Below are 18,320 nucleotides of genomic sequence, written 5' to 3' on the forward strand. Positions count from 1 at the left end.
CCTTGCCTTCAAAATCCCCACCTCTAATACCACTTCAAACCAACCCCGAGTCTGTGATTGACAGGCCGTTATCGCGAGCAGGCTCCCAGCATGTATCGCGATACTCCCGCCAAATCGTGGCATACATATGTACCACCACCTCCTCCCTCTTCCTCGCCATGCTGCCGGCTCTTTCTACCGACTGAGACCGTTTCCATGAGCACACCCACCCCCCCACCGTCTTTTGAGGAAATCAAAGGCTACCTCAACCAAATCGGCCATCACCTGCTCAACGCCCAAACCCCACTGCTGCCCGACCATAAACCCACAGCCGAACAACGCTACCTGGAACGCCTGGACGGCATCCTCAAGCGCTACCGGGAACAGTTCCTGAGCAAGGCAAAAACCAACTATCAAGGATTAGCCAACAACGACCTGAAAACCTCGGAAGGCCAGACTCTGCTCACCACTCTCAAGAGCACCTTGAACACGCATCTGATGGACATGGACCTGCGTGGGCAGATCGATGGCAGGTCACTCAAATCCTACATGACCTTCGAAGCCGGGTTCACCGCCCTGGAGCATGAGGCCAGGCTCGGCGTCCAGGATCGCCTGCTGCACCCACAAGAAGGCACGATGCTCGAAAGCGTGGCGCTGCCCCCAAGCTTGCGTCCAGGCCTGTACGCCTTGCAGTTCAGTTACCAGGCGCAACAGGTCGAGCTGGCCGGTGCCTTTGTCGCCACAGAAAAAAACAGCGTTGTGGTCAACGACCTGATGAGCGCGCAGGACGTCGGCCAAGTCTTGCTGTTCACACCTGCGCGAGGGATCGAATCGTTCAACACCCTGGCCGAACTCAACACCCACTTGCGGCAAAACATGGAGCACGCCAGCGGGCGCAGTGAGTTCATCGACAGGTTGCCCACGCGCTACCACGCCTTGAGCCCCGCCGGAATCTGGCCCCTGGAACTATCACCCATCGACGACCAGCCGTTGTTCGAACACACCGTCGGTGCACTGATCGCCAAGCGCACCCAGGATATCGACCGGGCCCTGAGCCTGGTGGACAACCCGCAGCACGACCCTGCCCAATTGATCGCGGCCCTCGACCGCGCGATCCGCAGCGCCCTGCCCGACCTCGGTGCCCGTCTGGAACTGCGCGCCCAACGCCTGCTCGAACGGTTGCTGCGCTACAGCGCACCCGATTGGTATCGCAGCGCCAGCGAGGCACACCGGGCCACGCTGGCTGAACATCTGGCCAGTTACAACCGGGCACGCCAACACCTGCTCGATCTGTTGGGCCCCGCCGCGAACCCCCAAGCCCTGGCCCGTTTTCAATGGCTGGAGCGGTTGAGCGATGACCTGGAGATTCACGACCTGAACCCGGAGCACCTACAGGTCAAAACCCAACGGCTTGTGCCCAGCGTCGGCCACTATGAACACAATCGCAACCTGATCGACCTGGCCTTGCGGGGCCTGCATACCGGCGACGAACTGCCTGGCTGCGACTTTCTGACGAAGACCACCTTTACGTATAACGGAGCGCCCTTGCCCGATGCGTACCAAGACCTGACCCCAGCGTGGATCGTGCAACAGTTGATGACCCTGCAACCTCGGTTCGACTTTGCACAGGTGCAACGAGAACTGCACGCCCGGCCCGAGTTCAGCAGCGCCATCGAGCAGATGCTCGACCAGCGGATCAACGCCCTGGCCTACACCGCCTTCCTGCAAGGCCACATTCGCGAAGACGACTACCAGGCGATCCAGCGCCTGCGCCAGGGTACCGATGCGCGACTGAGCGCGGCCACCCTGGGCGCCAGCGTCCTGTCGCTGCACGGTGCGCAACTTCAGGACCTCTGGATGATGCGCCAGACCGATGCCAAGGGGACGGTCAACCGCGTGCTGCTCTGCACCCCCGAGGCACCACAAGAGCACCAGTTCCAGGCATTCGACAGCGAGCTTGCGTGCCAGCAGCACATCCTCGGCTGGACCCTGGACAACGGCCTCAAGGCCCCACCCGGCACCATGACCGACTACTTGATCCGCCAGGTACCACTGCGCCTTCGCAACTCGATGAAGCACCTCTTGAGCGGTCTGAGCCTGAAGTTTCACGCCCAGGATTACAACAAGATCACGTTCAACGCTGGCAACTATCGCCAGAGCCTGAAATCGATGGCTGATCATGTACTCGCCACACGTATCGATAACTACGAATTCAATACGCCGAGTTGGTATCGCTCAGCCACCATTGATGTCAGGCGAAGGCTCTCGACCCTGGCCGGGGATGCAGAAGGCAGCTTGCAGACCTACAACGACCCTCCACAGTCCGAAGCCCGCTTCCAAAGCTTCGATGCCTACCTGCATGAAAAGGCCAGGGAGCGCTTGAACCAACTGCTGGGTCGCCGTCAGAACGATGTCGACCCGGACACCGTATGGGCCTATTCACCCTCCGCACTCGGCACCCGGACACCGGCGCCCATGACGTATACCCAGCTCTACCGTGATGGCTACGCCGATGGCGTCGGTTTTCTCGACGAAAAATTCTCCCGCTCGGCAAGGTACAGGGGCCCGCAAGGCGTTGACCTGAGCACCCTGAACGCCAATCCAGAAGCCGTCGCGCGCTCGGTCACCGGCGCCTGGATTGGCCAGCGCTACGTCGACAAGGTCAAGGCCGAGTTGCTGGACCCGGGCAGCCCGGCGTTTACTTTCAGGCGCAATGCGGTGCTGGCCATTACTCAACGACAGATGCTCAGTGCCGCATTGGAGTGTCGCCTGCAAGGACACATCGCCGGAGTTGACCTGCAATGGCTTGAGCGCTGCATCGCCAGTATGGGCGACACGTCGCTGGAGACTCGCGGCAACTACGCCATCCATCGCCTGCTGGTCGACGGCGAATGGGTCATCGACACCTACCTGTTCAGCCACGCTGACAACCCGGTGCTGCTCTATACGCCCCATGCCCCCGACGGCATCGCCTTTCGCGAAGCCAGGCAGTTCAATTACCTGCTGAAAAAACTCCCCGACTTCATCCGCTACCTCACCCTGCGTGTCGATGTTCAATCCCGGGGCCGGATCCAGGCATTTCTGGAGGCGGCCAAACAAGGGCTGCCTGAGGACCTGGATAAAACCACCCCCAGCCCCCCACGTTACGACTCGACCCGGGCACTGCCTCCGGTGCTTGACCTGCGCCGTTTGCTGTACAACATGAAGCTGCAACGCAAGATCGACGAAGTGACCGCCACCACCACTAACCGCACTCAGATGATCACCAGCATGCTCTGGACGTGYGTGGAGTTCGTGGCCGCCATCGCCACTGCGCCTTTCCCGGTTCTGAGCCTGAGTGTTGGCCTGCTTCTGGCTTTCAAGGACGGCATGCTCGCCCTGCACGCGTACAACCAGGGCGAAACCTCGGCCGCCCTTGAGCACTTCGCCGGGTATCTGTTCAACAGCGCCGGCGCCCTCTTCACCGACCTGCGTCCGGCCCTGCGCTTGTTCAAACCCATCGGCAAATCATCACGCCTGGCAGTTGCCAGCACCGAGCAAGGCCGGGCGATGAAGCTGATCAGCCAGCTGGAAACCGCCCCCTTGGCACCTGCAGGCATGCAACCGGTGTTGTTCAACGGCGAGGTGCTCTGGGCGCCGAAGACCCCGGATGTGATCGGCCGCTACTTGCTGTATCGCCACGACCCGGTCAGCGGCAAATGGGTCTCGACCACGCGCCTGGCCGCACCGAACGCCGAGGGCATCTGGACCCGCACCGGGGTTTCCGGCGGCGCGCCGAAATACCAAGCAGTGCCTGAAACCCCCGGGCCGTCAAAAGACTATGGGATGCAACAGAAGTACTGGAGCAGGCTTGAGCCGGTCATGAACCCGCAGATGCGGGCGCTCATGATCAGCCAGGCAGCCGATATTGACCAAGGTCTAGTCGACACCGTGCTGGGCAGTGCCGCCAATGAACTGCGTTCGTTACGCACGGTTTACCTGCAACAGGTCGAACGCCTGACCAAGGACGCGGACAACTTCTTCCTCTACCTCGACACGCTGCCCGCTCGCGCCACCGTGCCTGCCGTAGAGGCCAGTACCCCGCTGGCCCGACTGATCGTCAACGATGCCTTTGCCGGCAACAGGAACCTGGTCATCGGTGCCGTGCCAGGCTCCATCGCCAGCAAGCAGGCACTGATTACCAACATGAATGCCCTGGTCGAGCAAGGTTTCAAGCGCCTGTATGTGGAGTTCCTGCCAGGGGATGTTTTCAAGTTCAAGCTTGAAAAGTCCAACCAAGGGAAATCATGGCGGCACATCAAAGAACATTTGAAGGCCATAGACCGGTCCTTCGGCATCGCAGAAGACGCCGAGTACTCTTACTTGGCCCTCGTACGCAAGGCCAGGGAAAAAGGCGTGCAAATCAAGGCGCTGGACGCCTCGACCTCCTATCGACTGGACGATGTCCTGCTCATGGGCGATAGCTCGCCGACCACGCCCCAGCCCAACAGCCTGAGAAACTACTACTCGCACAAAGTCATTGAAGCCGACATGGCCGATGCACCGCACGAACGCTGGATCGCCCTGGTCGATCGCTCGCGCATGACCACATACAACGGGACACCTGGCCTGGCTGACTTGACCAATGCGGTTGCGCTGCGCATCGAAGACGTCGGCTTGAATCAACCGGTGGGCATCTGGTCAGACACCCCCGGCAAGATACCAGGTGATGCACTCGCCAAAGGTGACTACCACATGACCCTGCAAACACCGTACAAGACACCCGAACCCATCTCGGCAGCTGCCTCTACATCCGTCGTCAGCACTGGCCATTTCAACGACTTCGATATTGCACCGTCGCTAAGAGATGAGATCGCCCGCATGAGCGACCAACCGCGCGGCCTGGACTCTCGCTACGCACMGTCCCAGCCAACGCGAGCTGAAGCGTTCTCTGAATTCATCAAGCTACGCAGAAACTTGAATACCAATGCCAAGAGCTTCTTTGCCGACTATGTTCCGCCTGCCAGGCCAACGTTGCCAACGATCAGCACCAGCACCACGCCCGAGTCGTTCCTGAAACAAATCAGCGAAAGCCGCCTGCCGGGGTTGGTGATTGGCGAGACTCACTCGGCAGAGTCGGGCAAGGCATTTCTGATAAAGCAGATGAAGCAGTTGAAGCAGCAGGGCTACAAGACGCTCTACGTCGAACACCTGCTCACCGACCTGCACCAGGCTGAACTGGAGGTATTCCATCAAACCCAGCGGTTTCCCGACAACCTCAAGGCCTACCTGAAAGCCCAGGATCGGGGACATATGCCGTTCTACAATGGCTCTGACAACTACTCGGAAGTCATCCAGGCCGCCAACAAATATGGCATCCGCATCAGGGCGCTGGACTGTACCGCCAGCTATCACCTCAAGGGCTTGCCTGATCCGGAAAAAGCCCGCAACCAGATGTTCAACTACTTCGCTTCCCGGGTCATCCTGGCCGACCAGGCGGCACACGGCCCCCATAAGTGGATTGCCTTCATCGGCAGCGCCCACACTAATAACTACCAAGGCGCATCGGGACTGGCCGAAATCCTGGGCACGGTCAGCCTGCATGTCAGGGATTGCGCGCCGTCACTGTCCAGAGGCATTCACCTCGGGTACTGGGAAACCGATCTCACGGGGCCTGGCTGGAGGGCGATACGCAGTGACTTCAAACTGGAAGTCAGCAACGCCCGGCAACGAGTTCCCGCGCCCTTTGCACCTGTCGACAGGTCAAGATTACGCCAGGCGGGGCACTTCCTGATCGAACGCCCCTCGGCTGCCGAGACCAACCTGTTGCACCGTTCCCGCAGCGGTGAAATTGTTTCCACACCGATTCAGGTGGACGATAACGGATTGTTCTTTATCGACCGCTGGGACATGTCGACACGACACTTCGAGTACCAAAACATGCTGATCGAAGCACTCAAGGCAGACGTTCCCCTGACGCCAGCGCCGTAATCGGCGCCAGTCACCTATTATCACGTCCAACAAAAAACCCGCTGAAATCTCTTTCAGCGGGTTTCTCATTTCAGCAGCCAGGAAGATCAGAAATCCTCCAACCGCCACACTTCATAAGCCGGCGTCTCGTAGGGATGACTCTGTTTCAAAGCCGCCACCACCGAGCGAATCAACTCATCCGCCACCACCAGCTCGACTTTCCATTCCTCGACCTGTTCGACCTGCCCTGCCTCGCCAATGAACGGCTGACTGCCGTCCAGTGGGCGAAACTGACCCAGGCCCAACACCTGCCATGCGCAGTGATCGTAAGCACCGATCCGTCCGCCACCGGCGGCGAATACGGCACTCTTCGCGTCTTCGACGTGACTGGCTGGAACAAAAAAGCTGAGCTTGTACACGGCTATCAGTTAACCCACACGCGAGCATTACGGAACATACGCATCAGCGGTGCATCTTCGTTCCAGTCATCCGAACGCCACGAGTTCTGCACGGCGCGGAACACACGCTCCGGGTGCGGCATCATGATCGTTACGCGACCGTCGCGGCTGGTCAAACCGGTGATCCCGCGCGGCGAGCCGTTCGGGTTGGCCGGGTAGCTTTCGGTGACCTTGCCGTGGTTGTCGACGAAACGCATCGCCACACAACCGGACAGATCGGCTTCCAGCAGTGCTTCTTCGCTGGCGAACTCGGCATGACCTTCGCCGTGGGCGATGGCGATCGGCATGCGCGAACCGGCCATGCCTTGCAGGAAGATCGAGTTCGATTCCTGGATCTGCACCATGGCAACACGGGCTTCGAACTGCTCGGAACGGTTGCGCACAAAGTGCGGCCAGAACTCGCTGCCCGGGATCAGCTCGTGCAGGTTGGACATCATCTGGCAACCGTTGCACACGCCGAGGGTGAAGCTGTCGTTGCGTTCGAAGAAGCCCTGGAACGCATCGCGGGCACGGCTGTTGAACAGCGCGGATTTCGCCCAGCCTTCACCGGCACCCAGTACGTCGCCGTACGAGAAGCCACCGCAAGCGACCATGCCCTTGAACTCGTTCAGGTCGACACGGCCGGCCAGAATATCGCTCATGTGCACGTCGATCGCGTTGAAACCGGCGCGGTCGAACGCAGCCGCCATTTCCACCTGACCGTTGACGCCCTGCTCACGCAGTACGGCAACCTGTGGGCGAATGCCTTTCTTGATGTAAGGCGCGGCGATGTCCTGGTTGATGTCGTAGCTCAGCTTGACGCTCAGGCCCGGGTTGTCTTCTTCCAGCAGCACGTCGAACTCTTGCTCGGCGCAGTCGGCGTTGTCACGCAGACGCTGGATCTGGTAGCTGGTCTCGGCCCACTGACGCTGTAGCAGACGACGCTGGCCTTCGAATACGGTTTCGCCGTTGAAGGTGATGCTGATCTCGCCGTTGTTCATCGGCTGACCGACCACCGACACGCAGTCACCCAGGCCGGCAGCGCTGAACTGCGCAAGGATGTCCGGGGTAGCGTCCTGACGAACCTGGATCACGGCGCCCAGTTCTTCGTTGAACAGGATCGCGGCGATGTCGGCGGAGGTTTCCGCCAGACCGTCGAGGTTCAGGCTCAGGCCGCAGTGACCGGCGAACGCCATCTCGACAACGCTGGTCAACAGACCACCGTCGGAACGGTCGTGGTAAGCGAGCAGGTGGCCGTCGGCGTTGAGGCCCTGGATCACGGCGAAGAAGGCTTTCAGGTCTTCGGCGTCATCGACGTCCGGAGCCTGCTTGCCGAGCTTGCCGTGAACCTGCGCGAGGATCGAGGCGCCCATGCGGTTCTGGCCGCGGCCCAGGTCGATCAGGATCAGGTCGGTGGTGCCCTTGTCCATGCGCAGTTGCGGGGTCAGGGTCTGACGGATGTCAGTCACTGGCGCGAAACCGGTCACGATCAGGGACATCGGCGAAGTCACGGACTTGTCCACGCCTTCATCGTTCCAGCGCGTGGCCATGGACATCGAGTCCTTGCCCACCGGAATGGTGATGCCCAGCTCAGGGCACAGCTCCATGCCGACCGCTTTCACGGTGTCGTACAGGCGTGCATCTTCACCCGGGTGACCGGCAGCGGACATCCAGTTCGCCGACAACTTGATGTCGGAGATCTTGCCGATGCGCGAAGCGGCGATGTTGGTCAGGGTTTCGCCGATGGCCATGCGGCCCGACGCCGGAGCGTCCAGCAGTGCCAGCGGAGTACGCTCGCCCATGGCCATGGCTTCACCGGTGTAGACGTCGAAGCTGGTGGCGGTGACGGCAACGTCGGCCACCGGCACCTGCCACGGGCCGACCATCTGGTCACGGGCCACGAGGCCGGTGATGGTGCGGTCGCCGATGGTGATCAGGAAGCTCTTGCTCGCCACGGCCGGGTGATGCAGGACGCGCTCGACGCAGTTGGCGATGTCGAGGGTCGACGGATCGAAATCATCGCCCAGTTCGTTTTCACGAACCACCGAACGGTGCATGCGCGGGGCTTTGCCCAGCAACACTTCCAGCGGCATGTCCACCGGGCTGTTGCCGAAGTGGCTGTCGGTGACGGTCAGCTGCGGTTCGGCAGTGGCTTCGCCGACTACGGCAAACGGGCAACGCTCACGTTCGCAGATCGCCTTGAAGCGTTCGAAATCCGCCGGGCCGACGGCCAGGACGTAACGTTCCTGGGATTCGTTGGACCAGATTTCGTGCGGGGCCATGCCCGGCTCGTCGTTTGGAATGTTGCGCAGTTCGAAACGGCCACCACGGTCGCCGTCGTTGACCAGCTCCGGGAAGGCGTTGGACAGACCGCCCGCACCCACGTCGTGGATGAAGCTGATCGGGTTCTTGTCGCCCAGTTGCCAGCAACGGTCGATGACTTCCTGGCAGCGACGTTCCATCTCAGGGTTTTCGCGCTGTACCGAAGCGAAGTCCAGGTCTGCCGAGCTGGTGCCGGTGGCCATGGAGGAAGCCGCGCCGCCGCCCAGGCCGATCAGCATCGCCGGGCCGCCGAGCACGATCAGCTTGGAGCCGACCAGGATCTCGCCTTTCTTGACGTGTTCTTCACGGATGTTGCCCATACCGCCAGCCAGCATGATCGGCTTGTGGTAACCACGAACTTCGTCACCGTGCGGGGTGGTGATCGACTGTTCGAAGGTACGGAAGTAGCCGGTCAGGGCCGGACGACCGAATTCGTTGTTGAACGCAGCGCCGCCCAGCGGGCCTTCGATCATGATGTCCAGCGCGGTAACGATGCGCTCAGGCTTGCCGTACGGCACTTCCCACGGCTGTTCGAAGCCCGGGATCTGCAGGTTGGACACGGTGAAACCGGTCAGGCCAGCCTTTGGCTTGGCGCCACGGCCGGTCGCGCCTTCGTCGCGGATCTCGCCGCCGGAACCGGTGGATGCGCCCGGGAACGGGGCAATCGCGGTCGGGTGGTTGTGGGTTTCAACCTTCATCAGGATGTGCACCGGCTCCTGCACCGCGCCGTACTGGCGGGTCTCAGGGTCCGGGAAGAAACGACCGGCCACGGAGCCGACGATCACCGAAGCGTTGTCCTTATAAGCAGACAGGACACCTTCGCTGTGCATCACGTAGGTGTTCTTGATCATGCCGAACAGGCTTTTTTCCTGGCTCTGGCCGTCGATGTCCCAACTGGCGTTGAAGATCTTGTGACGGCAGTGCTCGGAGTTCGCCTGGGCGAACATCATCAGTTCGATGTCGTGCGGGTTGCGCTTCAAGCCGACGAAGGCATTGACCAGATAGTCGATCTCGTCTTCGGCCAGGGCCAGGCCCAGCTCGGTGTTGGCTTTTTCCAGCGCGGCGCGGCCGCCACCCAGCACGTCGATGGCGGTCAGGGGTTTCGGTTCGGCGTGGCTGAACAGACCGGCGGCCTGTTCGAGGTTGCCCAGGACGATCTGGGTCATGCGGTCGTGCAGACCGTCGGCGATCAACCGAGCTTCAGCGTCGCTGAACTGGCCGGCCACATAGAACGCGATGCCGCGCTCCAGGCGCTGGATTTTCGCCAGGCCACAGTTGCGAGCGATGTCGCTGGCCTTGCTCGACCATGGCGAGATGGTGCCAAAACGCGGCAGCACCAGAAACAGACGACCGGTCGGTTCTTGTACCGGAACGCTTGGACCGTACTTCAGAAGGCGCGCAAGCACCTGCTGTTCGTCGCCGGTCAGGACGCCGGTAACTTCGGCGAAGTGAGCGAATTCAGCATACAGGCCACTGACAGCCGGAACCTTCTGGCTCAGTTGCTCAAGGAGTTTGCTGTGGCGAAAGGCAGAAAGGGCAGGAGCGCCGCGCAGGATCAACATCTTCGGGACAGCCTCGGGAAGGGGTGTGCTTTGAGGCCGTGCATTCTAGCCTAAACAGCCCGCGACAGCACCCGAAACGCTACGCACGGTTGCACTCGGGTCTCGATCTGTGTTTCTGCCTCTAAAGTCAGGTTAACCGGGTGTGTGACAACAGCTTATTTTTACTGCGAAAAAATGCAGGCAAGGCCCATTTCTTGGGGGTTTCAGCCGTTTTTGTGATCTCTAGCAGACAACCCCCTCACTGTCGAGATATGGCGCCCGTGGTCCTTTGCGTATACTGCGCAGATGTTTTTCCCAACGGCTTTGCGTCCGCGGTACGCCAAATGGCTGATCGCAACCGGACTCTTCCTGATGCTCGGTGGCTGTGTTGATAAACCCAACACGCTCGAGCGCGTAAAGGAGGATGGTGTGCTGCGGGTGGTTACCCGAAACAGCCCCGCCACCTACTTTCAGGATCGCAACGGTGAAACCGGCTTCGAATACGAGCTGGTGAAGCGCTTCGCCGACGATCTGGGGGTCGAGCTCAAGATCGAGACCGCCGACAACCTCGATGACCTGTTCAACCAGGTCGGCAAGCCCAATGGACCGGTACTGGCGGCTGCCGGCCTGGTCAGCAGCGAAGAGCGCAAGAAGCAGGTGCGCTTCTCGCACTCCTATCTGGAAGTCACCCCGCAGATCATCTACCGCAACGGCCAGTCACGGCCGACCGACGCAAAGGATCTGGTGGGCAAGAAGATCATGGTGCTCAAGGGCAGCACCCATGCCGAACAACTGGCACAGCTGAAACAGAAATTTCCCGGCATCGAATACGAAGAGTCTGACGCAGTCGAGGTCGTCGATCTCCTGCGCATGGTGGACGAAGGACAGATCGACCTGACCCTGGTCGACTCCAACGAAGTAGCGATGAACCAGGTGTACTTCACCAACATCCGTGTCGCCTTCGACCTTGGTGACGCCAGCAACCAGAGCTGGGCCGTCGCGCCGGGCGACGACAACAGCCTGCTCAACGAAATCAACGAGTACCTCGACGAGGTCAAGAAAAACGGCACCCTGCAACGCCTCAAGGATCGTTACTACGGGCATGTCGACGTCCTCGGCTACATGGGCGCCACCACGTTTGCCCAACACTTGCAGCAACGCCTGCCCAAGTACGAACAGCACTTCAAGTCGTACGCCAAGAAAGAGAAAGTCGACTGGCGCCTGCTGGCGGCCATCGGATACCAGGAGTCGTTGTGGCAACCGGCCGTCACGTCCAAGACCGGCGTGCGCGGCCTGATGATGCTGACCCAGAACACCGCGCAGGCCATGGGCGTGTCCAACCGCCTGGACCCCAGGCAGAGCATCATGGGCGGCGCCAAGTACCTGGCCTACATGAAAGACCAGCTCGACGGTTCGATTCAGGAACCGGACCGTACCTGGTTTGCTCTGGCGGCCTACAACATCGGCAGCGGCCACCTGGATGACGCACGCAAACTGGCGGCCAAGGAAGGGCTGAACCCGGACAAATGGCTGGATGTGAAGAAGATCCTGCCGCGCCTGTCGGAAAAGAAGTGGTACAGCAAAACCCGTTACGGCTACGCCCGTGGCGGCGAACCGGTGCATTTCGTGGCGAACATCCGTCGCTACTACGACATCCTGACCTGGGTCACGCAGCCGCAGCTTGAAGGCGACCAGGTCGCCGAGGGCAAACTGCTTGTTCCGGGGATCGACAAGACCAAGCCGGCGCAGGAGCCTGCACCGCTTTAAGGCCGCCCAAATACCAATGTGGGAGCGAGCTTGCTCGCGATAGCGGTCTGACAGCCACCATTTATGTGGCTGAAAGGGCCTCATCGCGAGCAAGCTCGCTCCCACAGGATTTCGTGTCGTTCTTCAGGCCTTGGCAGCCGCCGCCAGAATCAGCGCCTTCATCTCCGAAACAGCCGACTTGAAGCCAACGAACAGCGCATGGGCCACCAGCGCATGGCCGATGTTCAGCTCGTTGATACCCTTGATCGCCGCCACGGCTTCAACGTTGTGATAGTGCAGGCCATGGCCGGCATTGACGATCAGGCCCTGGGCCAGGCCGAAGGCCACGCCATCGGCCACACGTTTGAGTTCTTCGGCGACTTCAGTCGGCGTCTCGGCATCGGCATAACGCCCGGTGTGCAGTTCGATGGCAGGCGCGCCGACACGGCGGGAGGCTTCGATCTGGCGCTCATCGGCATCGATGAACAGCGACACCTCGGAGCCGAGCTTCGACAGGCGCTCGACCGCCGCCTTGATCCGCGCTTCCTGACCTGCCACGTCCAGGCCACCTTCGGTGGTCAGTTCCTGACGGGTTTCCGGCACCAGGCAAATGTGCGCTGGGCGGATGCGTTCGGCGAACTGCATCATTTCTTCGGTGACGCCCATTTCGAAGTTCATGCGGGTTTGCAGCACGTCCTTGAGCAGCAGAACGTCGCGCTCCTGAATGTGCCGACGGTCTTCGCGCAGGTGCACGGTGATGCCGTCAGCGCCCGCCTCTTCCGCGTCCAGTGCTGCCTTGACCGGGTCCGGGTAACGGGTGCCCCGGGCCTGACGCAGGGTGGCAACGTGGTCGATGTTCACGCCAAGAAGAATACGGGTGCTGGTGGTCACGGAAAGCGCTCCAGAAGAAGAGAAAGTTCGGTGCACAGCATACACGGGGAATTTACGGCTTTCGAAACAACTCTCGGGAAACCAACGGTCGACCGCCCAAGTGAACGGCCAGCGCTTGGCGCATCAGGCGCTTGGCTGCCGATAAAGCACCCGGTGCGCTCCAGTCGGCTTCGGCCATGGCCAGCAGTTCAGTGCCATTGAACAGACCGGGTTGCAGCAGGTAGACACGTTCAAGCCCCGCATCCACTTGCAAACGATAGAGGCCGTCGGGGGCGATGGCATCACTGTGGATATCCGTGGTCAGTGAGAATCCGTATCCGAGGTCATCGAGCAGGCGCCACTCGAAGGAACGCAGCAACGGCTCTAGCGCGCGGCCCTCGGCCAAGGCGAGCAAAGTGGCGGCGTAATGATCGAACACGGCGGGGTGCGGATCTTCGGCGGGCAGCAGACGAATCAGCAGTTCATTGAGGTAAAGACCGCTGAACAGCGCCTCGCCATTGAGCCAGGTGGAAACGCCGGCACTTTCCATGCGCCCGACATTCTTCAGCTCACCCTTGCCCCGGAACTCCACTTCCAGCGGCACGAATGGCCGCGCCAAGGTCCCGGCCTTGCCCCGCGCACTGCGCAACACCGCCCGCAGCCGGCCTTGCGGCGTCAGGAAATCCACCAACGCGCTGGTTTCGCGGTAGGCGCGGGAGTGGAGGACGTAGGCGGGTTGGGCGAGGGGTTGGGACATGGAAATCGCAGGTCTCAATGAAGGAGCGCAGTTTTACATACAACCTGAAACCAATGTGGGAGCGAGCTTGCTCGCGATGAGGGCCTGATATTCAACATCAATGTTGACTGACAGACCGCTATCGCGAGCAAGCTCGCTCCCACAGGGGATCTTTGTTGATCCGGAAAACGTATTACAAGTCGCCATAACCCAACGAACGCAACGCACGCTCGTCATCGGACCAGCCGCCCTTAACCTTGACCCACAGGTTGAGCATGATCTTGGAGTCGAACAGCAGCTCCATGTCCTTGCGCGCTTCGGTGCCGATACGCTTGATGCGCTCGCCCTTGTCGCCAATGATGATTTTCTTCTGGCCGTCACGCTCGACGAGGATCAAGGCATGGATATGCAGGGTCTTGCCCTGCTGCTTGAACTCTTCGATTTCGACGGTGATCTGGTACGGCAGCTCGGCGCCCATCTGGCGCATGATTTTCTCGCGCACCAGCTCGGCGGCGAGGAAGCGGCTGCTGCGGTCGGTGATCTGGTCTTCCGGGAAGAAGTGATCGTTTTCCGGCAGGTGCTCGGCAATCACGCGTTCCAGTGCATCGAGGTTGTGCCCGTGCTGCGCGGAAATCGGGATGATCTGCGCATTCGGCAACTGTTCCTGCAACCAGCTCAGGTGCGGCATCAGCTCGGCTTTGTCTTCGATGCGATCGGTCTTGTTCAGCGCTACGATCAGCGGGCCGGTCACGTACTGGACGCGCTCGAGAACCATCTGGTCCTCTTCGGTCCATTTGGTGCGGTCGACCACGAAGATCACCACGTCGACGTCTTTCAACGCCGCCGAAGCGGTCTTGTTCATGTAGCGGTTCAGAGCCTTTTCGCCGCCCTTGTGCATGCCAGGGGTATCGACGTAGATCGCCTGCACGTCGCCCTCGGTCTTGATGCCGAGCATGTTGTGACGAGTGGTTTGCGGTTTGCGCGAGGTGATCGCCAGCTTCTGACCCAGGATGTGGTTCAGCAGCGTGGACTTGCCCACGTTCGGACGGCCGACGATGGCAACATAGCCACAGCGAGTTGCATTTGTATCAGTCATTGCCATTCTCCACACCCAGGGCAATCAGTGCTGCGGCGGCCGCTACCTGTTCGGCAATACGACGACTCACACCCTGACCTCGGCTTTTTTCATTCAGTAAGATGATTTCGCATTCGACGAAGAACGTCCGGCAATGCGGCTCACCCTGGATATCCACCACTTCGTAACGCGGCAGCTCACAACCCCGGGACTGCAGGAACTCTTGCAGGCGGGTCTTTGGATCTTTGTTGGTGTCGACCAGCGTCAAACCTTCGAACTCGCCGGCCAGCCAGGCGAGCACACGCTCACGGGCCATTTCCATACCGGCATCGAGGTAGATCGCACCGATCAGCGCTTCCAGTGCATCGGCCAGAATCGACTCGCGACGGAAACCGCCGCTTTTCAGCTCGCCCGAACCCAGGCGCAGGTATTCGCCCAAATCGAAACCACGGGCCAGAACGGCCAGGGTCTCACCTTTGACCAGGCGCGCGCGCAAACGCGACAACTGGCCTTCGCGGGCCAGCGGGAAGCGCTCGAACAGCGCCTCGCCAGCGACGAAGTTGAGGATGGCGTCACCGAGGAATTCCAGGCGTTCGTTGTTACGCCCGGCAAAGCTGCGGTGAGTCAGGGCCAGGACCATCAGCTCCTGATCCTTGAAGGTGTAGCCGAGCTGACGCTCTAGACGGCTTAAGGAGACGCTCACGGTTTACCCACGCTGAGTTCGTGGCTGGATTCCACCGCCATCGCCGTGAGGCGGCGCAGGCTTGGGACAATTAACGCTGTGTTCAAAAATAACATCCTGAATATCATTGTTTTCATGCGTCTGGCGCCCATTGTGCCGGTTCCAGAAATGCATTCGGCGCTGTGTTCAACAGCGCCGTGTCTGATTACTTGATCAGGCCAACCCGCGAGAAATTCGGCAGGTGGCTGAGTTTGGGTTCCGGCCAGCTCATCCAGACCGCGAAGGCCTTGCCGACGATATTCTTGTCGGGAACCATGCCCAGCAGATCCTTGGGAATGCTTGGATCATCCCAGTAGCGACTGTCGTTCGAGTTGTCGCGGTTATCGCCCATCATGAAGTAGTGCCCGGCCGGCACGGTCCACGAATGGTCCGGCATGGCGCGGTAGCGGCTCATTTCCTTGCGGATCATGTGCTCGGCCGCACCGAGTTTTTCCTTGTAGAGCTCAGCGCTGCCCAGCGTGCCCGGCTCGGCGCCGACCAGTTGCTCGGCAATCGATTGACCGTTGACGAACAGGCGCTTGTCGGCGGTGTAGCGAACCGTGTCGCCCGGCAAACCAACTACACGCTTGATGTAGTTGACGTTCGGGTCGCTCGGGTAGCGGAACACCATCACATCGCCGCGCTGCGGATCACCGACTTCGATGACTTTCTTGTCGATCACCGGCAAGCGGATCCCGTAGGAAAACTTGCTCACCAGGATGAAGTYGCCGACATCCAGGGTTGGCTTCATCGAACCTGAAGGAATCTGGAACGGTTCCACCAGGAACGAACGCAGCACCAGCACGATGAACAACACCGGGAAGAACGACTTGCCGTATTCAACCAGCAGCGGTTCCTTGCTCAGTTTCTCGACCACTGCCCCATCAAGCTGGCTCACACTGCCCTGATAGGCATTGATGGCAGACCGGCGCCGTGGCGCCAGGAACAACAGATCGAGCAACGCCAAAAGACCGCAGACGAATACGGCGATGACCAGCAACAGCGGGAAATTTAGTGACATAGGACCTAACTATCCAACCTGAGCACTGCAAGGAAGGCTTCCTGTGGAATTTCCACGTTGCCGACTTGCTTCATGCGTTTTTTACCGGCCTTTTGCTTTTCCAGCAGCTTCTTCTTACGGCTGACGTCACCACCGTAGCATTTGGCCAATACGTTCTTTCTGAGCGCCTTGACGGTTGTCCGCGCCACAATCTGCCCGCCAATGGCGGCCTGGATTGCCACGTCGAACATCTGCCGCGGAATCAGTTCCTTCATTTTCTCGGTCAACTGGCGACCTTTGTAGTGCGAATTGTCGCGGTGCACGATCAGCGCCAGGGCGTCGACCTTGTCACCGTTGATCAGCACGTCCAGTTTCACCAGACTAGCCGATTGGTAACGATCGAAATGGTAGTCCAGCGAAGCATAGCCGCGACTGGTGGATTTCAGGCGATCGAAGAAGTCCAGCACCACTTCGTTCATCGGCAGGTCGTAGGTCACTTGTACCTGGGAGCCGAGGAACAGCATGTCGACCTGCACACCGCGTTTTTCGATGCACAGGGTAATGACGTTGCCCAGGTGCTCTTGTGGCACAAGGATATTGGCGCGCACGATCGGCTCGCGCATGTCTTCGATGGAAGACAGATCCGGCAGCTTCGACGGGTTATCGACGTAGATCGTCTCGCCGGTCTTGAGCAGCAGCTCGAAGATTACCGTCGGCGCCGTGGTGATCAGGTCCAGGTTGTACTCGCGCTCCAGGCGCTCCTGGATGATTTCCATGTGCAGCATGCCGAGGAACCCGCAACGGAAGCCGAAGCCCAGGGCGTCGGAGCTTTCCGGGGTGTACTGCAGGGACGAGTCGTTGAGCGTGAGCTTTTGCAGGGCCTCACGGAAATCTTCGAAGTCGTCGGAGCTGACCGGGAACAGACCGGCGTAAACCTGCGGCTGAATGCGTTTGAAGCCTGGTAGTACATCAACGTCCGGCGTCGAGCTCAAGGTCAGGGTGTCACCGACCGGTGCACCGTGAATGTCCTTGATGCTGGCGATGATGAAGCCCACTTCACCGGCCTTCAGGTCAACGGTAGGGGTGTGTTTCGGGTTGAATACACCGACGCTGTCCACCAGGTGGATCTTGCCGGTGGATTTGACCAGGATCTTGTCGCCCTTCTTCACACGACCGTGGCGCACGCGTACCAGGGAAACAACGCCCAGGTAGTTGTCGAACCAGGAGTCGATGATCAACGCTTGCAGCGGATCTTCGTAGTTACCGGTTGGCGCAGGAATGGTGGCGACCAGGCGTTCGAGTACTTCGTCGACGCCCAGACCGGTCTTGGCAGAGCACTCGACTGCATCGGTAGCGTCGATGCCGATGATTTTTTCGATTTCTTCTTTAACACGGTCCGGATCGGCMTGTGGCAGGTCGATCTTGTTCAGCACCGGCATCACTTCCAGGCCCTGCTCGATCGCCGTGTAGCAGTTGGCAACCGACTGTGCTTCAACGCCCTGACCGGCATCGACCACCAGCAACGCACCTTCACAGGCAGCCAGCGAACGGCTCACCTCATAGGTGAAGTCAACGTGGCCGGGGGTATCAATGAAGTTCAGCTGGTAGTTGATACCGTCGCGAGCCTTGTAATACAGGGTAACGCTGTGCGCCTTGATGGTGATCCCGCGCTCACGCTCAAGGTCCATGGAGTCCAGGACCTGGGCTTCCATTTCGCGCTCGGCGAGGCCGCCACACATCTGGATGAAGCGATCGGCCAGCGTCGACTTGCCATGGTCAATGTGGGCGATGATGGAGAAATTGCGGATATGACTCAAATCACTCACGGATCAACACTCAAAAAGGCTGCAGGCATAGCCCGCCGAAAAATAGCCGGGAATTGTACCTGATCCACGGCGCAAGCGTCACGTTCGCAGGTCAGACGGTGCCTACAAAAACGCCCCG

At 60.2% G+C, this 18,320-nt stretch carries 10 protein-coding genes; 2 read left to right on the top strand and 8 right to left on the bottom strand.

The features are described 5' to 3' along the window. Positions 1-195 precede the first annotated feature (195 nt). On the top strand, positions 196-5,949 hold the full coding sequence (locus tag AC1DVH_RS09145) for a membrane-targeted effector domain-containing toxin (RefSeq protein ID WP_477753512.1): 5,754 nt from the start codon (positions 196-198) through the stop codon (positions 5,947-5,949). An 86-nt stretch (positions 5,950-6,035) separates the two neighbouring features. On the opposite strand, the gene AC1DVH_RS09150 is transcribed toward AC1DVH_RS09145, so the two are convergent. Further along, a complete protein-coding gene (locus AC1DVH_RS09150) occupies positions 6,036-6,347 on the bottom strand; it encodes an NGG1p interacting factor NIF3 (RefSeq protein ID WP_477753513.1) in 312 nt (103 codons plus the stop codon). A gap of 5 nt (positions 6,348-6,352) precedes the next feature. Continuing rightward, on the bottom strand, positions 6,353-10,249 hold the full coding sequence (gene purL / locus AC1DVH_RS09155; RefSeq protein WP_477753514.1) for a phosphoribosylformylglycinamidine synthase: 3,897 nt from the start codon (positions 10,247-10,249) through the stop codon (positions 6,353-6,355). Between the two features lie 285 nt (positions 10,250-10,534). Between purL and mltF the strand changes: the two genes are divergently transcribed. Then, positions 10,535-11,995 (top strand): membrane-bound lytic murein transglycosylase MltF, encoded by a 1,461-nt coding sequence (mltF, locus tag AC1DVH_RS09160; protein WP_477753515.1) that lies wholly within the window; start codon positions 10,535-10,537, stop codon positions 11,993-11,995. Between the two features lie 123 nt (positions 11,996-12,118). Here mltF and pdxJ read toward each other — a convergent pair whose 3' ends face one another. The 6 genes from pdxJ to lepA form a co-directional block, all read right to left on the bottom strand. Then, complete coding sequence (gene pdxJ, locus AC1DVH_RS09165) at positions 12,119-12,865, bottom strand: pyridoxine 5'-phosphate synthase (RefSeq protein ID WP_477753516.1); 747 nt, start codon at positions 12,863-12,865, stop codon at positions 12,119-12,121. A gap of 52 nt (positions 12,866-12,917) precedes the next feature. Continuing rightward, entirely contained in the window at positions 12,918-13,601 is a 684-nt protein-coding gene (recO, locus tag AC1DVH_RS09170; RefSeq protein WP_477753517.1) for a DNA repair protein RecO, read from the bottom strand. A gap of 172 nt (positions 13,602-13,773) precedes the next feature. Continuing rightward, positions 13,774-14,676, bottom strand: coding sequence for a GTPase Era (gene era / locus AC1DVH_RS09175; RefSeq protein ID WP_007973959.1), 903 nt, complete (start codon positions 14,674-14,676; stop codon positions 13,774-13,776). Beyond that, positions 14,669-15,358 carry a ribonuclease III gene (gene rnc, locus AC1DVH_RS09180; protein ID WP_008053221.1) on the bottom strand — a complete coding sequence of 230 codons (690 nt, stop codon included), beginning with the start codon at positions 15,356-15,358 and terminating at the stop codon, positions 14,669-14,671. Before rnc ends, era begins: the two co-directional genes overlap by 8 nt. A 184-nt stretch (positions 15,359-15,542) precedes the next feature. Continuing rightward, entirely contained in the window at positions 15,543-16,397 is an 855-nt protein-coding gene (lepB, locus tag AC1DVH_RS09185) for a signal peptidase I (RefSeq protein WP_477753518.1), read from the bottom strand. 5 nt (positions 16,398-16,402) lie between these two features. Further along, on the bottom strand, positions 16,403-18,202 hold the full coding sequence (lepA, locus tag AC1DVH_RS09190; protein ID WP_477753519.1) for a translation elongation factor 4: 1,800 nt from the start codon (positions 18,200-18,202) through the stop codon (positions 16,403-16,405). Positions 18,203-18,320 lie beyond the last annotated feature (118 nt).

It is taken from the genome of Pseudomonas sp. P4_C3, assembly GCF_056402075.1.